Genomic DNA, 17,803 nt, shown 5'->3' with positions numbered 1-17,803 from the left:
CATTATACTTTTTTCCGAGAGGATAATTTTTAAAATTACAGACTTTAAGAAATTGATAAAATGCAAGAAAGACATACCTACGACCTTGGAATGATAGGCAATTGTGCTTATTTGGCACTTATTGGAAAAGATACGGACATCAAATGGATGTGTATGCCCCGTTTTGACAGTTCCTTTATTTTTGGCAGTCTGATTGGCGGGGAAAAAGGAGGAGAATTCTCCATTAAGCCCACTTCAGAAAACTATAAAATAACACAAGACTATATTCCCAATACCAATGTATTGGAGACCGTAGTGGAAACTGATGAATTTGCATATAAAATAATTGATTGTGCTCCAAGGTTTCGTCAGTTCGACCGCTATTATCGGCCTCAGATGTTGATCAGGAAAATCGAGCCATTGAGAGGTTTACCCCAGCTCAAAGTGGTTTGCAATCCAGTAGGAGATTACGGACAGAAAAAGCTTACTAGAGAAAGAGGTAGCAGTCATATCCGATATTTTGGGTTGCCAGAGACTTTAAGGCTCACTACCAATATTCCAATTAATATGGTGATGGATAGCAGTCCTTTTGTGCTTACTAAAACCCGCTATATGGTGATGACATATGGTGCTCCTTTGGAAGCAGAATTGCAAGAAACAGCTGAAAATTTTATAAGCAAAACTATTTTCTATTGGCAAAATTGGGTGAAATCTACAAGTATTGGTCAACATTATCAAGAACAAGTGATACGGTCTTCTTTGGCACTAAAAATCCATCAGTATGAGGATACAGGTGGAATTATAGCATCGCCTACCATGTCATTGCCCGAGTCACCAGGAAGTACTCGAAACTGGGATTATCGATATTGTTGGATGCGTGACACTTATTATACTCTTACAGCCTTCAATAATATCGGTCACTTTGAAGAAATGGAGAATTACTTTCTATATCTCACCAATATTCCTATGAGAGGAAAGGAAAGAGTTCAGCCTCTTTATAATTTGGTTGGGGAGAGTACCATTATTGAAAAGGAGTTGGATTTGCCAGGTTATTTAGGAAATCAACCCGTGCGAGTCGGAAATGATGCTTATACTCATATTCAGAATGATGTTTATGGACAGATTTTGTTAGCGATTCTTCCTCTATATACGGATAAACGCTTTGCCAACATGGAAAAGTCTCAGTCTGCTTATTTGCTCAAAACAATTTTAGAGAAGATAGAATTTACGATGGATGAGGCAGACGCTGGTTTATGGGAATTCAGAAATCTGAAACAAAAACATGCTTATACCCATCTTTTTCAGTGGGCGGGTAGTCATGCAGCAATGAAAATAGCTAAAGAAATTGGTGAGATTGAGCTTGGCAAAAAAGCAGAAAAATTACTAAAACAGGCCGCGGCTCACTTGGAGAAATGCTATGCGCCAAGCAGGAAGGCTTACGCTCAAGCAGAAGGCGTAGAAAGAATGGATGCAAGTACGCTCCAGCTCATTATGATGAATTATATGCCACACAATAGCCAGAAAGCCAAAGATCATTTGAAGGCTTTGGAAGAGGATTTGAAAGTAGGAAAAGGGCTATTTTACCGGTATAAGCATGCTGATGATTTCGGAGAACCAGAAACTACATTTTTGATCTGTGCTTTCTGGTATGCTGAGGCCCTCGCCTGCGTAGGCAGAACGGAAGAGGCTATGGAAGCATTTGAGGAGGTAATTGGCTATTCAAATCATGTTGGATTATTGAGTGAAGATGTGAAATCTTCAGATGGCTCTATGTGGGGAAATTTTCCTCAGGCATACAGCCACGTGGGATTGGTAAATGCAGCATATAGAATTAATAATAAATTGGATAAACCAGATTTTTTGCCATAAGTTTTGATTGATAATATTTTTTTAGCGATTGCCTTATTATTCCCCTTATTGATTGTTCTTCTTATGTTGAAGGCTGTTAGGGATGTAATTAAGGTAACATTAAACTACTTCGGTATTTTCGGACTAGGTCGATTGAATCAGGAGCAAGTAAGGAAGCTGAAGAAATATTCTCCATATTTTAGGCAACTCAAATTAAAGTATCAGGAAGAGTTTATTTGGCGTGTGAGCCAGTTTATAAGTGCCAAAAAGTTTGTTTCTAGAGGAATGGAGGAAGTAACCGATGAAATGAAAATTGTGGTCGCAGCTCTGTCTGTTCAAATAACTTTTGGTCTGCCTCGAGTATATCTCACACATTTTAAGAAAATTCTGATTTATCCAGATAATTATTACTCAACGATTAATAATCAATACCATAAAGGAGAGGTGAATCCTCGCTTTGGAATTATAGTCTTGTCATGGAAGAATCTCGTTCAGGGAATAGCTGATGAAACAGATGGTGTTAATTTGGGAATACATGAATTAGCTCATGCCATCCATCTTGAAAACAGGATTTCTAATCATGAATATGGTTTTTTGGATGAGAAATTATGGAAGAAATATTATAGCCTTGCTGAATTTGAGATGTTTAAAATTAAAGAAGGAGATACTTCTCTTTTCAGATCTGTAGCGGCCATTGACCATCATGAATTTTTTGCAGTACTACTCGAAAACTTTTTTGAAAGACCCAAAGCCTTGAAAGCCTACAGCCCTGTATTGTATGAAAAGACAACTAAGTTGTTAAAGCAAGATCCTTTAAAATTGCTTTTGAATTACTAAAGAAGCTAAACGATTAATAAGTAATAATGAGTACCACTAAAATGAACCCTAATGGATGGTTAAGAATTTTAGGAATTAGTATACCTTTTTGACTTTCAATTATTTTCTTTCAGTATTTGTTTGGTTATACCTAGCGGAGCCTCTTCTTATTCTTTAATTGAGCTTGAACTACATAATGATACTCTATTGAACCGTGGAGCTTTCGGATTTGAAGGCTCTTACTTAGCAATAATTGCACATTTAATTGTCATTATTTGTATATGGAATTATTTTAATGCTAGGGCAGGAAATGGCAAACCACCTGAATATTATAGCTAAGTATTGTTTTGAGAAAAATTACAAATAGGGATGCGTATTCAAAGGAATTTCAACCGATCGTACTTGTCTTATAGCTTGGATTATGAATTTGGATCAAGAGATACAAAAACTGTTTCACGTTATAATGTTAAGAATATGTAGGAAGAGCATTTCTAATTTACTTAATCCCGACTATCCATGAGATAAGGATTGTGTAGCTCTAAAGATCCTGATAATAAGGTGCCATCCCTATCCTTTCCATTGAAGCTCATTTTGAAATAAGATGGATCATCTGCATATTCAAGATTGACCTTTCCAGTTTTTAATACGATATATTCTTCTGCTTGCATTTTGTCAATTCTTCTGAATTTGAAGTTAAGAACGTCATTGTCTTTTCCAGATTCAGACTTATAAATATCTAACATTGTTTTAGGTTTCTCTTTCTTGGCACCTAAATCAAAGTTGTGAATTTTACTATTGTATATCTTCGTTGAAAGAATAGTGATCTCGGCTATAGTGCCATCACCAGTTGGGTTTACTATATAAACAACAATGCCTTTTTCTTGAAAGGACAACCTGGAATCAGTTCTGGTCATGTCATCGTACAGATAGCTTTCTCCAGCTATTTCTAACAAAAGTTTGCCCGAGAAATCTGCTTTTTTCTGGCTAGCCGCTGAACCAAATAAGATTAAAATAAATATAATGTATATACTTTTATTCTTCATGAGCTATGCTTTTAATTAAAAGACCTAAGGAGAACATAATTTAGTAAAAAAGTCATATAAAAAATAATTTACTTCAAATTGAGAGGTTTAATGACTTTTGCTAAAAAAATCGAGATCGCTTTTTCCAAAAGAAATCCTAATAGAATCTTCAATAAACTTTTGTTAAGCCGTAGGTTTCGTAACTTTGTACTTTAGAATACGGATAATACCATTATTCAAGGCACAATAAAATATTAATAAACATTACAATGGGTACAGTGGAGAAAAAGAACGAGGGAAATAGCAGTACATATGAAGCACTTAAGACATTATATTATTCTGGCAAGGTAAAGCCTTCTCTCAACAAGATTATACCAGCATTAGAGAATGACCCTAAAGACAAAGACCTGACCCTTCTAGTCTGCCAAGTCCTAGAAAGAGCGAAGGATTTTGATCGTTTATCTACCTATGCGGATGATTTAATAAAATTATCTCCTAAAATTTCAGATGGGTATTACTATAAAGGAGTTGCCCTCCAATTTGTGAAAGGAAAAGAGCAAGAAGCACTTAAAAACTTTAACACAGCTTTAGAAATAGATCCAGAAAATTTGCTTTGCCTGAAAAGTAAGGCGACTACGCATTTGTTACTTTTCAAAGATTTCGATCTACCCATAAAATTTGCTGACAAACACAGGATAAAGGCCGAAACCTACTTGCTAAAAATTGTAGAGTTGGTTGAAAAAGATGAGAATCCATCTTATCAAGATTTATATATCTTAGCAGAAGTAAATATGATGATGGATCAAGCACTTAATGCTAAAATGTTTTACTTGAAAGCAGTAAATGCGTATGAGGAGGCAGATGCAGCCGAACAGGATAAGAATATTTATAAGGATATCATTAAGGCTCAGAAAAAATGTATAAAGCAGTTGGAGAAATTTACTGAATAATTAGCTTTATCTACTAGAAAAAAATGGCGGTAAGTTAAGCCTAATACTTTTTTGGTATTTGAGCTATTATTTCAGTAATCCCTATCATGAGCCCGGATGAATATAGAGATATTAAATTCGAAAAACCCCAGCTTGAAAAATGGGAGAAAATATAGGATAAGACCAATGAGATTAAAGCATTAGATTCAGCAGAATAATTTTCCCAAACTAGAGATTAAGATTAAGGAGAGTTGCTTTAAGCTTTTGTCCAGATTCCATAACGATTTGCGTGCTACTCCATAACTATTTCCATTTCAAATAATTTTGCCATGGAGCGTTTTTTGACAGGTTTCAGCCTGTTTAAATGATTGTTAATGTTCAGGAAAAGCCATATCTTGCTACTAAAGTAAATTTTCAGAAATATTTTAGAACAGAAGTATTTGAAATAAAGATTTCTTAAATCAGAATGGAACAATATTTTTCAAAATATCGCAAAGGAATTATTGGTTATGACAGTTTTATCAGGACTCCTAATCATGCTTCGATCCCGCTAGTTTATGCTGATTGGACTGCAAGTGGTCGTCTATATTTACCCATCGAAGAGCGATTGAGAAAAGAATTAATGCCTTTTGTGGCGAATACACATACAGAAACCAATTACACAGGCTCTTTGATGACTATTGCCTACCATCAGGCTCAGGAAATCATAAAATCACATGTAGGAGCTCATAAAGAGGACGTTCTTATTTCCTCAGATTCGGGAATGACTGGGGTAGTCAATAAATTTCAGAGAATATTGGGCCTAAGAATTCATGAATCTTTCAAAAATTCTATTCAAATCAAAGAAATAGACAAGCCTGTAGTATTCATAACGCATATGGAGCATCATTCCAATCAAACAAGTTGGTTAGAAACTATTGCAGATGTTGTTGTTGTTCCGCCAAATGGAGATGGCCTCGTTTCATTAAATAATTTCAAGGAAAAAGTAGCGGAGTATGGCCATCGGAAATTAAAGATTGCGGCAATAACTTCTTGCTCAAATGTAACTGGAATTATGACGCCCTATTTTGAAATTGCAAGTTTGATGCACCAAAATAATGGTCTTTGTTTTGTGGATTTTGCTTGTTCGGCACCCTACGTTGATATAAATATGCATCCTGAAGCCCCCGTAAATAGTGATCTGGATGCTATCTATTTTTCACCCCATAAGTTTCTTGGCGGACCAGGAAGCACTGGGGTTCTAGTATTCAATAGGCGACTGTATTCCAATAATGTTCCTGATAATCCAGGGGGTGGAACAGTAGATTGGACCAATCCATGGGGAGAACATAAATATTTAGAAGATATTGAAGCTCGTGAAGATGGGGGAACCCCAGCCTTTCTCCAAACCATAAAAGCTGCCATGTGCATGCAATTAAAAGAAGAGATGGGAGTTGATAATATTCAAAAAAGAGAGAATGAAATTTTGGATATAATTTGGCCAAAGCTCAGTATTATTCCCAACCTCCACCTCTTAGCAGCTGATCATCGAGACAGATTAGGAGTCATTTCTTTCTATATAGATGATCTCCACTACAACTTGGCTGTGAAAATGCTTAATGATAGATACGGAATTCAGACCAGGGGAGGATGCTCATGCGCTGGAACCTACGGCCATTATTTGCTTCATGTAACTCAAGAAAATTCGAAAAGTATAACAGATAAAATAGACGAGGGTGATTATTCATTTAAACCTGGATGGATTCGATTGTCGATTCATCCAACACATACTAACTCTGAAATAGAATTTATGCTTGGTGCCATAAAAGATCTAGCTGAAAATCATGAAGAATGGAGCAAAGAATATGAGTTCGATACCACATCTGGAAATATCTTCCATTCAAACAACCAGGCTTCTATGGAATTACGAAATAAATTAAGCACTTTTTTCTCTAAAGCGTTTGCTTAGATGATCTATTAACTTGAGGGATTAATTATTATTACTTGAATTTTTTTTCATTAGCCCTCAGCTACATCATTCTTCACCGCCTTAAAAAATTTCTTTTGGAAAATCAGTATAACGGCTACCCCACAGAATATAGCAGCATCTGCAACATTGAAAATCGGCCAAAGTGAAATATAATCTCCGCCCCAAAATGGTATCCATTCTGCAACTCTTCCTTCCCAGATGTCGATGTAGAACATATCTACTACTTGTCCGTGGAACCAGGGGGAAATGGCATTGTACGGAGCGTTATCCAACCAAATTCCATAAAACATACTGTCTATTAAATTCCCAATTGCACCTGCTAGAACAGCCGCCATGCTCCATAAAACTCCCGGATGAGTTTTATCTTTTGCCAATTTGTAAAGGTAGTAGGCAATGAAAAACATTGCCACTAGGCGGAATAAAGTCAAACCTAATTTGCCGTATTCAGAGCCAAATTGCATGCCGAAGGCCATTCCTGGATTCAGCGTATAATACAATTTAAACCATTCGCCAAAGACTTCAATCTGTCCCGCAATGCCCATTTCCATATTAAAATGTACCCAAAGCTTTACCACTTGGTCTAGGGCTATTAAAAAAAATGTCAGTAAAAAATATTTTGTGTATTTCACTTTTATTGGTTTTTCACCACTAAAGACAATTCAATTTTCAAATCGTCTATTTCTAATTCTGTGGTTTCGGTTAAATTTTCAGCCAAATCTAATGAAACTGCCTGAGTTTCGGAACAAATGTAATCTTTGTTTTGCGAAATGGCTGCATCCACTAATTCATTTCCTTTTTTTACCGCAACAGCAATCTTATCTTGAACTTCTAATCCTTTTTCTTTTCTTAAGTTTTGAATCCTGTTCACCAAGTCCCTAGCCAGTCCTTCTCTTCGCAAATCATCATCTATGCTGATATCCAAAGCAACAGTTATGCCAGCTTCTGAAGCCACTGACCAGCCTGGAATATCTTGTGAAGTAATATCTACATCTTCCAAAGTCAATACATGAACTTCTCCATCCAATTCAATTTCAAAAGCATTATTTTGCTCTATTTTAGCGATTTCTTCCTGTCCCCATTGGCTAATAATTTGCGTTACGGCCTTCATTTTAGGGCCAAAATGCTGTCCAAGTTTACGGAAATTAGGCTTTATATTTTTCACCAAAACCCCTGAAGCATCATCTATATATTCAATAGATTTTACATTTACTTCAGAGATGATTAAATCCTCCACAGCTTCAATTTGATGACGCGTTTTATCATTTAAAACAGGTACTAAAATTTTATGAAGCGGTTGTCTCACCTTTATTTTCTGTGCTTTTCTGATGGAGTGCGTTAAGGAACTGATGTGCTGCGCCAAGAACATTCTCTCTTCCAAATCTTTATTAATGACTTTTTCGTCAGCTTGAGGGAAATTCACCAAATGCACTGACTCTTCAGTCATTCTTGCACTCACTTTATTCAAGCTCTGGAATAAGTTGTCCATATAGAAAGGTGCGATGGGTGCACTCATGATAGCAATACTTTCCAAGCACTCATAAAGTGATTGATAAGCTGCTTTTTTGTCTTCATTGTATTCGCCTTTCCAGAAGCGCTTACGGTTCAATCGAACATACCAGTTACTTACATCATCCTGAACGAAATCCTGGATTAAGCGAGCAGCACGAGTTGGCTCATAATCATCATAAGCGGCATCAACGGCTTTTTTAAGAGAATTTAATTTAGATAATATCCAACGATCACTTTCGGTACGATTCTCCAAAGGAATATTGTCCCCTTCAAAAGTAAAGCCGTCTAAGTTGGCGTAAAGCGCAAAGAAGTTATAGGTGTTTTGGAGCGTTCCGAAGAATTTTCGCTGCACTTCCTCAACTCCTTGCAAATTAAATTTTAGGTTGTCCCAAGGATTGGCATTTGCGATCATATACCAACGTGTTGCATCTGGACCGTACTTCTTCAAGGTCTCAAATGGATTGATGGCATTGCCCAATCTTTTAGACATTTTGTTACCCTCTTTATCCAATACCAATCCGTTAGCTATAACATTTTTATAGGCTACCGAGTCAAATAGCATTCCTGATATAGCATGCAAAGTAAAGAACCAACCGCGGGTTTGATCGACTCCTTCAGCGATAAAATCTGCGGGGTAATTTTTCTCAAAAGTCTGGTTATTTTCAAATGGATAATGCCATTGCGCAAACGGCATAGCACCTGAATCAAACCAAACATCGATCAAGTCTGGCTCACGAAACATTTTCTGACCAGATGGACTCGTTAAAATTACGTCATCCACATAAGGTCGGTGCAAATCAAAATCTTCAGCAAGTTCTTCCTGCATAAAACCAGCTTTCACAGACTTTACCACTTCGGCTCTTAATTCATCCATAGAGCCTATGCATATTTGCTCTTTTCTATCTTCTGTTACCCAGATTGGCAACGGAGTACCCCAATATCTTGATCGGCTTAAGTTCCAATCCACTAAGTTCTCCAACCAATTGCCAAAACGACCTTCACCCGTTGAGGCTGGTTTCCAGTTGATTGTTTTATTTAATTCCACCAATCGGTCTTTCATTGCTGTGGTTTTGATAAACCAAGAATCTAAAGGGTAGTATAAAATTGGCTTATCTGTTCTCCAACAATGAGGGTAGGAGTGCTCGTATTTTTCTACTTTAAAAGCTTTATTATCTTCTTTTAACTTGATGGCAATGAGAACATCAGTAGGTTTGAAATCAGGGTCATTACGGGTGGTATCGTCATAATACTCTTCCTTCACGTACTTTCCTGCAAAATCCGTCACTTCATTTACAAATTTGCCTTGCTTATCGACCAAGGGAACATCTTTGCCTTGTTCATCCTTCACCATGACAGCAGGTACATTATTCTGCTGGGCTACTTTAAAGTCATCAGCACCAAAAACTGAAGCGGTGTGCACGATTCCGGTACCATCCTCTGTAGTTACAAAATCACCAGGGATTACTCGGAATGCATTTTGCGCTAAATCTTCTGAAGTAACATAAGGCATCAATTGTTCATAGCGGGTTTCCACTATATCTTTTCCCTTGAAAGTTTGAGCAATTTCATAAGGCACTAACTTATCACCTTCTTTGTAATCCTCAAGTTTTAAATCTTTAGCCTTAGCGTTAAAGTGCTTATTGACCAAGTCTTTGGCCATGACCACAGAAACAGGCTGAAAGGTATATTGATTGAAAGTTCTAACCTTTACATATTCAATTTTCTCACCAATAGCTAATGCACAATTCGAAGGCAAAGTCCATGGGGTAGTCGTCCAGGCAATAAAGCGAACATCTTCATTTTCTTCTTCAAATAAGAAAGCTGATTTGTCGTCCTTTTTTACAGTAAACTGAGCCGTGATGGAAGTGTCTTTTACATCCCGGTAGCATCCTGGTTGGTTTAATTCGTGTGAACTTAAACCAGTTCCTGCCGCAGGGGAGTAGGGCTGAACAGTATAGCCTTTATACAATAAATCTTTATCGTAAAATTTCTTGAGCAAATGCCATAAGGTTTCCATGTATTTGCGGTCGAAAGTGATGTATGGATCATCTAAATCAACCCAATAACCCATTTTACGAGTTAAGTCATCCCATTCGCCTTTGAATTTCATGACTGCTTTTCGACATCTTTCATTGTATTCGGCTACGGAGATCTTTTTGCCAATATCTTCTTTTGTAATTCCCAGCTCTTTTTCAACCTGCAGTTCTACAGGTAAACCATGAGTATCCCAGCCACCTTTTCTTTTTACCTGAAAGCCTTTTAGGGTTTTGTATCGGCAGAAAATATCTTTTACAGCACGCGCCATCACATGGTGAATTCCAGGTGTGCCATTAGCAGATGGTGGCCCTTCATAAAAAGTAAAAGTGGGTTTCCCTTCGCGGGATGTCATCGATTTTTGAAAAATATCATTTTGATTCCAAAATTCTAAGACTTCATCTGCCAGCTCGGCATAATTCAAGTTTTTGTATTCTTTATATTGACCCATTTTCATGAATTTTTCTGTCCCTCAGGCTTATAAGGAACTTTAGGTTCTGCTTTTTTAATTCTTTTTAAATTGATTTCTTCATCTTCGGACTCCAGATAGAACTCATCATCATATTGTTCGATAAGCGGGTGGCTTCCCTTTCTTCTTTTTCCATCATCGAAAGTCAGTAAAAGAGAGGGTAAAACCAATAAGTTGGTAAGCATTGCTACCAGTAATGTTGTAGAAGTTAATGCTCCCAAAGCAACGGTGCCACCAAAACTTGAAGTCACAAAAATTATAAATCCGGCAAAAAGTACAACTGATGTATAAATCATACTCTTGCCGGTCTCTTTTAATGTCTTGGTTACTGCCAATGGAACGAAGAAATTATTGGCAAATAATTCTTGCCTGTATTTTGCTAAGAAGTGGATAGTGTCATCCACAGAGATACCGAAGGCTATACTAAATACTAAAACTGTACTTGGTTTTAGCGGTACGCCTAAATAGCCCATCAATCCGCCCGTTATTAATAAAGGAATAACATTAGGGATTAGGGACAGGATTATCATTCTTATATTTTGAAATAAAACACCCATTACAAGTGCTATTATCAAAAACGCGATGAATAGGCTCATTCTCAGATTTTCGACCAAGTATTCATTTCCTTTGATAAAAATTGGCGTTGTCCCCGTAATCTGAATATCAAAATCTTCACCTTCAAAAATATCATTCATACGAGGTTTGATAGACTCCTCCAAAAGTGCATTCATTTTATCGGAACCAATATCTGCTATTTTAAGCGATATTCTCATTTCAGATAGTTCTTCATTGGTGAAATTACTCATGACAGATATATTTTCTTCATCCTGTTGAAGATATCGCATGATGAAATTATAATCTCTGGAGTTTGGTAAATCGTAGAAAGCAGGATTTCCATTGTAATAAGCCTGCCTAGCTGCTTTCACCATATCTACAATTGAGATAGGTTGACTAATAGCCGGGATGCTATCAAGAAATTCTTCAAACTGATTTACTTTTCTCAGTGTATTTCTTTGCACGATACCTCTTTTATTCTTGGTATCAATAATGATTTCCATAGGCATAATACCACTGAAATTCTCTTCGAAAAAGCGTAAATCCTTAATGGTCTTACCTTCTTTTGGGAGATCATCCACCATATAACTGATGGAATTCAGTTGAAATCCTCCGATAAAGGCAGCAATCACAATTACTACTGTGACGAAGTAAATGACAGTTCTATGATAATGAACAGACTTATTAAGCCATTTCAAGGCGTAGTCTGTCATTTTGAAATTCATATGTTTCAACTGCTTTCTGCCAGGCTCCGGCAGATAAGAGAAAACAGCTGGTATAAGAATTATGCTGACGATGAAAGTGGCAAAGATATTTACACCAGCAACTATACCGAACTCTTCCAATAGTTTTATTTCCGTAAATGTTAATACTAAAAATCCAACAGCAGTCGTGAAATTCGTAATCAAGGTAACAATCCCGATTTTACGTGTAATGGTACTGATGGCTTTAATTTTATTGCCATGCTCTTCAAACTCCTGATGATATTTGTTGAGCAAATATATACTGTTGGGAATCCCAATGACGACTATTATAGTGGGGATTAAACTCGTGAGAATAGTGATTTTGTAACCCAGCAGATCGAGAGTACCAACTGACCAAATAACCACTGAGAAAATTACTAACAAAGGAAATAATACGGCATCCCAAGAACGGAAGAAAGCCAATAAAATCAAGGCTGTCACTATAACGGATAGAACCAATAATTGAATGATTTCCTGACGGACTTTGCTCATCATGGTCGAGCGAACAAAAGGTAGACCTGCATAATGCAGCTCAATTCCAGTTTTTTCTTCAAATGCGTCCCCGAGTTGTATAATGTCTGACATTAAAGTCTGGCGGTCGGGAGAGTTGAAAATCTTCTCATCTAATGTCAAAATAACAGCAGTTGCTCCGTTTTCTGCATTTAGCAATTGAGAAGAAAAGAATTTTTGGCCTTTAATTTCATTCAATAAACTGTCTAAAGTTGCTTGATCTTTTGGCAACTTGTCCACCATCGGTTGCATTTCAAATTTCCGTTCTTCAGTATTTTTTTGAAGTTTTTGAAAATTCGCAATTGAAAGGATGTTATTGACCCCATTAATATCTTTTAAAGCTTTTGAGAGATACTGAAGTCGAGCAAAGTTTTCTGGCGTATAGAGGGCACTGTCTTTTATTCCCAAGGCAAGGATATTGTCATCTACGCCAAATTTTCTCTCAAATTCTTTTAAGGCTTTATAGTCTTCATCGGCTTCAGGAACCAATTTTGCCAGATCATAATCCAACTCAACATTTCGGGCACGGTAGCCCATAAAGATGGTCACCAATGCCAAAATGATGATTAGAGGCAGTCGATATTTTATTACGTTATGCGCTAGTTGTGTCCACATATTTTTAAACAAGCCACAAAGGTAATGATTTTTCCAGTCGAGGCACTTTAAAAACCATGCTTTTCAGCTTAAATGTAGTATTTTTATGAATTTTAAATTTAGATTATAAAACTCCTTGACGAAGAGAGTGTTTAAGGGTTATATAAATTTGTGATTTTGGATAAAAATAAGTTTAAGGTAATAGTTGTCGGAGGTGGTTTAGCGGGTTTGATTTCGTCAATATGTTTACAAAGGTCAGGCGTTAAAACTCTTTTGATTGAGAAAAAAGAGTACCCTTTTCATCGTGTTTGCGGAGAATATATCTCCAACGAAGTGAAGCCATTTTTGGAAAGAATGGATTTATTTCCTGCTCATTTTAATCCTTCAGTACTCAACAAATTCAACTTATCGGATATTAAAGGTAATATTGCGGAAATTGATTTGCCTTTGGGCGGATTTGGCATTAGCCGTTTTCAGTTGGATGACTTTTTATATCAAAAAGCTGTGGAAACGGGAGTAGAGGTTAAAACCAAAACAGAGGTAAGTGATATTTCATTTAATGAAGATGAGTTTACAGTGAAGCTGAAAACTGGAGAACAGCTCAATTCAGATTTTGTAATCAATGCATATGGAAAAAGATCGAAGCTCGACAAGACTTTCAATAGAGATTTTATAAAGCGGAAATCCCCTTTCCTGGGGGTGAAATATCATGCAAAAATTGATTTCCCGAAAGATGTTATTGGCCTATATAATTTCAAAGGAGGCTATTGCGGGGTAAGTCATGTGGAGGATGAAAAAGTTAATATCTGTTATTTAAGTAGGAGGGAAAATTTAAAAAATAACAGTAATATAGCAGAGATGGAACAGGCCATTTTGTTTCAGAATCCTATTTTGAAAGATATTTTTGAAAGTGCTGAAATGCTTTTTGAAAAGCCTGAAGTCATCAATGAGATTTCATTTGAAAGAAAAGCCTCAGTTGAGAATCATATGCTGATGGCAGGGGATACTGCCGGACTGATTACACCTCTTTGTGGTAATGGGATGGCCATGGCCATTCACAGTGGATTCATAGCTAGTTCTACTATAATTAATTTCTATGAACAGAAAATTAAGGATAGGGCAGAAGTAGAATCTCAATACGAAAAGGTTTGGAATAATCACTTCGCAAAAAGATTGTGGGTTGGAAGGAAAACGCAAAACCTATTTGGAAACCAATTCAGGGCTAGCTTATCAGTGGGGTTTGTAAATAAATTTCCCTCAATGGCTAAAAAGTTAATTCAGCAAACTCATGGTGAAGTTTTTTAGCAATGAAATTTGCTTTAAGCCTGAGGATTACTGAATTCTAATTCGAAGTGAAACTGATTCTAATGTCAACATCATACATCCTTACTTATATGACATAAAAATAGCGCCCCAACTTAATCCTGAAGCGCTATTTTCTGTTTTTTGGAAAACGTATTACTACTTTTAAAACGAATATCCAATTCCTATAGAAGGCACCGTAAAAGATGGTTTTTCCCCAAATATTAAATCCATTCCATAAATTACAGCGTTTCCAATTGCCATTTCAACCAAATCATCAGAAGCAAAACCCAATAGTGTGGTAGAAGTGAATCCTACTTGAAAAAAGACACTATGAGAGGGTTTTTGGAATCTATAATGCATGGAGAAAGTGCTTGTAGGAATTCCGTAATTTCTTGTTTCCTCTTGTCTATTGGAGTACCATTGCCCATAGTATCCTGCCCAGCCAAAACCCATAGTAAACAAATGGCTTTTTCTTCCAACCAACATATTAAACTCAAAGCTTGCATTTGCTAGTGTTAACTTATTATACTCAGGAAATTTAAAGTAAAACCCGCCAATTTTTGCTCCAAAGTTAATAAGACCATTTTTGGTTATTATTCGCTCGTAGTTAATTGATGCTGGAACAGAAGTTCCGAGAAGGTTTAAGTATATCGTATTTCTACTAAACTTTTCACCCTTTATCCTTTGCTCGCCCTTTATTGTGCGAAGCTGGGGAGGGGTAGTTGCTGCTTCCACTCGCGTAGTTGGGGTAGGTTTTTTCTTTGGTTCTATTTTTATGGTTGTTTGTGCATGTGCGGCAATGTATCCCAACACTAATATTATCGTAAATAATTTTTTCATAGTATTTTTTTTGATGAAGAAAGCAAATATCAAACTTAGTGCCACTATGAAAAATCTGGTATTTTCATTGTTCAATTTCATTAAACCAGGTAGCAAAAAACACTTAAATATGATAAGTGGCTATAAATCTAATGTAAATATTCCAATTTTGATATAATTATTAGCATCATTCTTTTACTACTCGCTTTCTATAAATCCCGTTTAGAACTGGGATAGAGGCTTGAATGATCCGAGATCTGCACTTGGGGTGCTATGACTAGCATTAGAGTTTCAACTTTAGAAATCTGCTTTGACTTGACTTTAATTCCACAATACTAAAGAGAGGGCCACAGTTAGAGTAATAGAATCAAACTTCTTCACAGAATTAAAAAAACAAGATCAGCCAGCAGCAGCACTTGCAATACAAAAATTAGTGTACTTATTTTCTTTTTTGAAAAATAAGCAAATGCCATAGTAATCAGTACCAGGAGAGGTATGAAAAGACTCGATATATAACGGAGAGAATAAGTATCACTTTTCTCAAAACTGAGCAGTCTATACTCATTTACTTCTTTGAAGAGCAATGACACCTCAAATTCTATTCTTTCATTAATGTCTATTTCTTTGGCATAATCTCCTGTAATGTAGAAATCATATTGAGAAGTGGAAACTTTATAGGAATAATGAAAATTTCGTGCTGCATTAAAGTATTGTTGTCGCTCTTTTTGTACAGTAGAGATTTCATCTATCACCTTATTCCCTGGTATCAGAAAATCAACCATGATAATTAGAGCAAGTATACTATACAGACTGTAAAAAAAGAAACGTAACTTATTGTGATCAAAACTCATCTCTGTCTGTCATATTATATTTTCTTGTAATTAGATGGTTATTGATAACCAGCAGCCTGCAAATTAAATAATTCTGAATATAGTTGCTTGTTTGCCATCAATTCTTCGTGTGTTCCAATCTCCAATACCTTTCCTCCTTTGAGGACCATGATACGGTCTGCAATCCGGACGGTACTAAATCGATGGGAAATAATGACCGCTGTTTTGCCTTCCGTCAAGGAGATAAAGCGATCAAAGGTTTCTGATTCAGCTCTAGCATCCAGTGCTGAAGTCGGTTCGTCCAGAATCAGAACGTCTGCATCTTTCATATAAGCTCGAGCCATGGCAATTTTCTGCCACTGTCCTCCAGATAAATCTTTTCCATCTCTAAATCGCCTGCCTAATTTTTGATCATAGCCATTGGGTAGCTCTTGAATGACCTCCTCGGCAAGACTCTTCTCTGCTGCCTTTTGAAGTCGATCTTGATTTTCCAATTCTTCAATTTCACCCACTGCAATATTTTCTCGAAGGCTCAGGTCAAACTTCACGAAATCCTGAAAAATAACCCCAAACCGATCGTGATATTCGACAGCATCAAACTTATGAATTGGAATGCCATCAAGTAGAATCTCTCCTTCCGTGGGCGCATAAAATTGCAATAGTAATTTAATGAGTGTTGATTTGCCTGCTCCGTTTTCTCCAACTAACGCTAGTTTTTCTCCAACTTTTAGTTGAAAGCTAACGTTTCGGATTACCCAGTTTTCTGAACGAGGATATTTAAATCCAAGGTTGCGAAATTCGAAACCTTCTTTAATAGTTTCAGGCAAAGGAAGGTTTTCCTCTTTCATTGTTTCAGTGATCTGATCTGAGCTGTAGGAAGTCCGCAAATCCAGAAACTCGAAATAATCTTGTAAATACAGGGCGCGCTCCGTTATGGCTGTGAATCTTATAAACAGACCTTGCAGCTTGCTTCTTAGACGATTAAATGAGCCTGACAGAAAGGTAAGATCACCTATGGTGAGCACGCCAGCAACGGTTCGGAAAACAATAAGTACATAAGCACCATAATAAGCACAGGTGCTGATAATGTTGAAAAAGGAGCCCCAGGTTGCACGTTGATAGGATAGCTTCTTGCTCTCTTTATAATATTGCTGAGATAGCACGCTAAATCGATCTGCCAGGTAGCCGGAGAGCCCAAAAAGTTTGACCTCTTTTGCTGTGACATCACTTGCACCTACATAGCGGAGATAGTCCAATTCTCTGCGCTCCTGCGTCCAGCTTCTGGCTAGAGAATAGCTTGTGCCGCTAAACTTGATTTCATTTAATATTGTAGGGATGATAGACAGCACCAATAAAATAATGAGCCAGGGTTCAAATACCACGACACCAGTAAGGAGGGAGGCAATTACAATAATATCCTGTCCTTGGGTAAGTATATTAGACATTAGCCCTACTCGACCGGTTGTTTGCTGTCTTGCCCGTTCCAGTTTGTCATAAAATTCAGAATCTTCCAGTTGCGAAAGCGTGAGCTGGGCGGTTTTTTTGATGATTTTTACTGATGAGCCAATCGAATATTGATCTCCTAAAAGCGCATCTGTATGAGTAGTAAGCCTGCTAAGTAAATCAGAGGCAATCGCTAAACCAAATTCAAGAAGTATGAACAACCATAACTGACTCATGTCTTCTGTTTTGGCATTTATCTGCAAAACGATTTCATCAATAATCAGCTTCCCGACCCAAAGCATACTTATCGGTAGTAAAGCGCTAATTATGCGACAAATCAAGTTTGAATAAAAAAGGAAAGGGTTTACCTTTCGGATTTCAGTGAAGAAACGTGGGACAAATTGGAGCGTAGCAAAACTATCTTTTAGA

At 36.9% G+C, this 17,803-nt stretch carries 12 protein-coding genes; 5 read left to right on the top strand and 7 right to left on the bottom strand.

The window, feature by feature from the left end; all coding sequences use genetic code 11:
• Positions 1 to 60 precede the first annotated feature (60 nt).
• Both Q3Y49_RS04225 and Q3Y49_RS04220 read left to right on the top strand, forming a co-directional pair.
• Positions 61 to 1,848, top strand: coding sequence for a glycoside hydrolase family 15 protein (locus Q3Y49_RS04225; RefSeq protein WP_303270994.1), 1,788 nt, complete (start codon positions 61 to 63; stop codon positions 1,846 to 1,848).
• Positions 1,849 to 1,911: 63 nt separating this feature from the next.
• A complete protein-coding gene (locus Q3Y49_RS04220) occupies positions 1,912 to 2,664 on the top strand; it encodes a zinc-dependent peptidase (RefSeq protein WP_303270993.1) in 753 nt (250 codons plus the stop codon).
• Between the two features lie 479 nt (positions 2,665 to 3,143).
• Here the strand turns inward: Q3Y49_RS04220 and Q3Y49_RS04215 are convergent, their stop codons facing one another.
• Complete coding sequence (locus Q3Y49_RS04215; RefSeq protein ID WP_303270992.1) at positions 3,144 to 3,686, bottom strand: hypothetical protein; 543 nt, start codon at positions 3,684 to 3,686, stop codon at positions 3,144 to 3,146.
• A gap of 248 nt (positions 3,687 to 3,934) precedes the next feature.
• On the opposite strand from Q3Y49_RS04215, the gene Q3Y49_RS04210 reads away from it, so the two are divergent.
• Positions 3,935 to 4,615, top strand: a complete 681-nt coding sequence (locus Q3Y49_RS04210) for a tetratricopeptide repeat protein (protein ID WP_303270991.1) — start codon at positions 3,935 to 3,937, stop codon at positions 4,613 to 4,615.
• Positions 4,616 to 5,060: 445 nt separating this feature from the next.
• Positions 5,061 to 6,542 carry an aminotransferase class V-fold PLP-dependent enzyme gene (locus Q3Y49_RS04205; RefSeq protein ID WP_303270990.1) on the top strand — a complete coding sequence of 494 codons (1,482 nt, stop codon included), beginning with the start codon at positions 5,061 to 5,063 and terminating at the stop codon, positions 6,540 to 6,542.
• 50 nt (positions 6,543 to 6,592) lie between these two features.
• Here Q3Y49_RS04205 and Q3Y49_RS04200 read toward each other — a convergent pair whose 3' ends face one another.
• The 3 genes from Q3Y49_RS04200 to Q3Y49_RS04190 are packed head-to-tail and all read right to left on the bottom strand — an operon-like array spanning position 6,593 to position 12,998.
• Positions 6,593 to 7,192 (bottom strand): lipoprotein signal peptidase, encoded by a 600-nt coding sequence (locus Q3Y49_RS04200; RefSeq protein ID WP_303270989.1) that lies wholly within the window; start codon positions 7,190 to 7,192, stop codon positions 6,593 to 6,595.
• A 2-nt stretch (positions 7,193 to 7,194) separates the two neighbouring features.
• Positions 7,195 to 10,557, bottom strand: a complete 3,363-nt coding sequence (ileS, locus tag Q3Y49_RS04195; protein ID WP_303270988.1) for an isoleucine--tRNA ligase — start codon at positions 10,555 to 10,557, stop codon at positions 7,195 to 7,197.
• A 2-nt stretch (positions 10,558 to 10,559) separates the two neighbouring features.
• Positions 10,560 to 12,998 carry an efflux RND transporter permease subunit gene (locus tag Q3Y49_RS04190; protein WP_303270987.1) on the bottom strand — a complete coding sequence of 813 codons (2,439 nt, stop codon included), beginning with the start codon at positions 12,996 to 12,998 and terminating at the stop codon, positions 10,560 to 10,562.
• A gap of 156 nt (positions 12,999 to 13,154) precedes the next feature.
• Between Q3Y49_RS04190 and Q3Y49_RS04185 the strand changes: the two genes are divergently transcribed.
• Positions 13,155 to 14,282 (top strand): NAD(P)/FAD-dependent oxidoreductase, encoded by a 1,128-nt coding sequence (locus Q3Y49_RS04185; protein ID WP_303270986.1) that lies wholly within the window; start codon positions 13,155 to 13,157, stop codon positions 14,280 to 14,282.
• 162 nt (positions 14,283 to 14,444) lie between these two features.
• On the opposite strand, the gene Q3Y49_RS04180 is transcribed toward Q3Y49_RS04185, so the two are convergent.
• The 3 genes from Q3Y49_RS04180 to Q3Y49_RS04170 all read right to left on the bottom strand — a co-directional run bounded on the left by Q3Y49_RS04180 (position 14,445) and on the right by Q3Y49_RS04170 (position 17,676).
• The gene (locus tag Q3Y49_RS04180) at positions 14,445 to 15,122 is read right to left on the bottom strand and encodes a hypothetical protein (RefSeq protein ID WP_303270985.1); all 678 of its coding nucleotides are present in this window, start codon (positions 15,120 to 15,122) and stop codon (positions 14,445 to 14,447) included.
• A gap of 356 nt (positions 15,123 to 15,478) precedes the next feature.
• On the bottom strand, positions 15,479 to 15,883 hold the full coding sequence (locus tag Q3Y49_RS04175) for a hypothetical protein (RefSeq protein WP_303270984.1): 405 nt from the start codon (positions 15,881 to 15,883) through the stop codon (positions 15,479 to 15,481).
• 107 nt (positions 15,884 to 15,990) lie between these two features.
• Positions 15,991 to 17,676: an ABC transporter ATP-binding protein gene (locus Q3Y49_RS04170; RefSeq protein WP_303270983.1), complete on the bottom strand. Its 1,686-nt coding sequence runs from the start codon at positions 17,674 to 17,676 to the stop codon at positions 15,991 to 15,993.
• Positions 17,677 to 17,803: the final 127 nt, after the last annotated feature.

This window comes from Marivirga harenae (genome assembly GCF_030534335.1).
Lineage (GTDB): Bacteria > Bacteroidota > Bacteroidia > Cytophagales > Cyclobacteriaceae > Marivirga > Marivirga harenae.
This window is presented reverse-complemented; position numbering and strand designations above follow the sequence as displayed.

Excerpts from the sequence above, each read along its gene's own strand:
- Q3Y49_RS04225 (WP_303270994.1), top strand. The coding sequence starts at position 61 with ATGCAAGAAAGACATACCTACGACCTTGGAATGATAGGCAATTGTGCT.
- Q3Y49_RS04220 (WP_303270993.1), top strand. The coding sequence starts at position 1,912 with ATGTTGAAGGCTGTTAGGGATGTAATTAAGGTAACATTAAACTACTTC.
- Q3Y49_RS04215 (WP_303270992.1), bottom strand. The coding sequence starts at position 3,686 with ATGAAGAATAAAAGTATATACATTATATTTATTTTAATCTTATTTGGT.
- Q3Y49_RS04210 (WP_303270991.1), top strand. The coding sequence starts at position 3,935 with ATGGGTACAGTGGAGAAAAAGAACGAGGGAAATAGCAGTACATATGAA.
- Q3Y49_RS04205 (WP_303270990.1), top strand. The coding sequence starts at position 5,061 with ATGGAACAATATTTTTCAAAATATCGCAAAGGAATTATTGGTTATGAC.
- ileS (WP_303270988.1), bottom strand. The coding sequence starts at position 10,557 with ATGGGTCAATATAAAGAATACAAAAACTTGAATTATGCCGAGCTGGCA.
- Q3Y49_RS04190 (WP_303270987.1), bottom strand. The coding sequence starts at position 12,998 with ATGTGGACACAACTAGCGCATAACGTAATAAAATATCGACTGCCTCTA.
- Q3Y49_RS04180 (WP_303270985.1), bottom strand. The coding sequence starts at position 15,122 with ATGAAAAAATTATTTACGATAATATTAGTGTTGGGATACATTGCCGCA.
- Q3Y49_RS04175 (WP_303270984.1), bottom strand. The coding sequence starts at position 15,883 with ATGGTTGATTTTCTGATACCAGGGAATAAGGTGATAGATGAAATCTCT.
- Q3Y49_RS04170 (WP_303270983.1), bottom strand. The coding sequence starts at position 17,676 with ATGCTTTGGGTCGGGAAGCTGATTATTGATGAAATCGTTTTGCAGATA.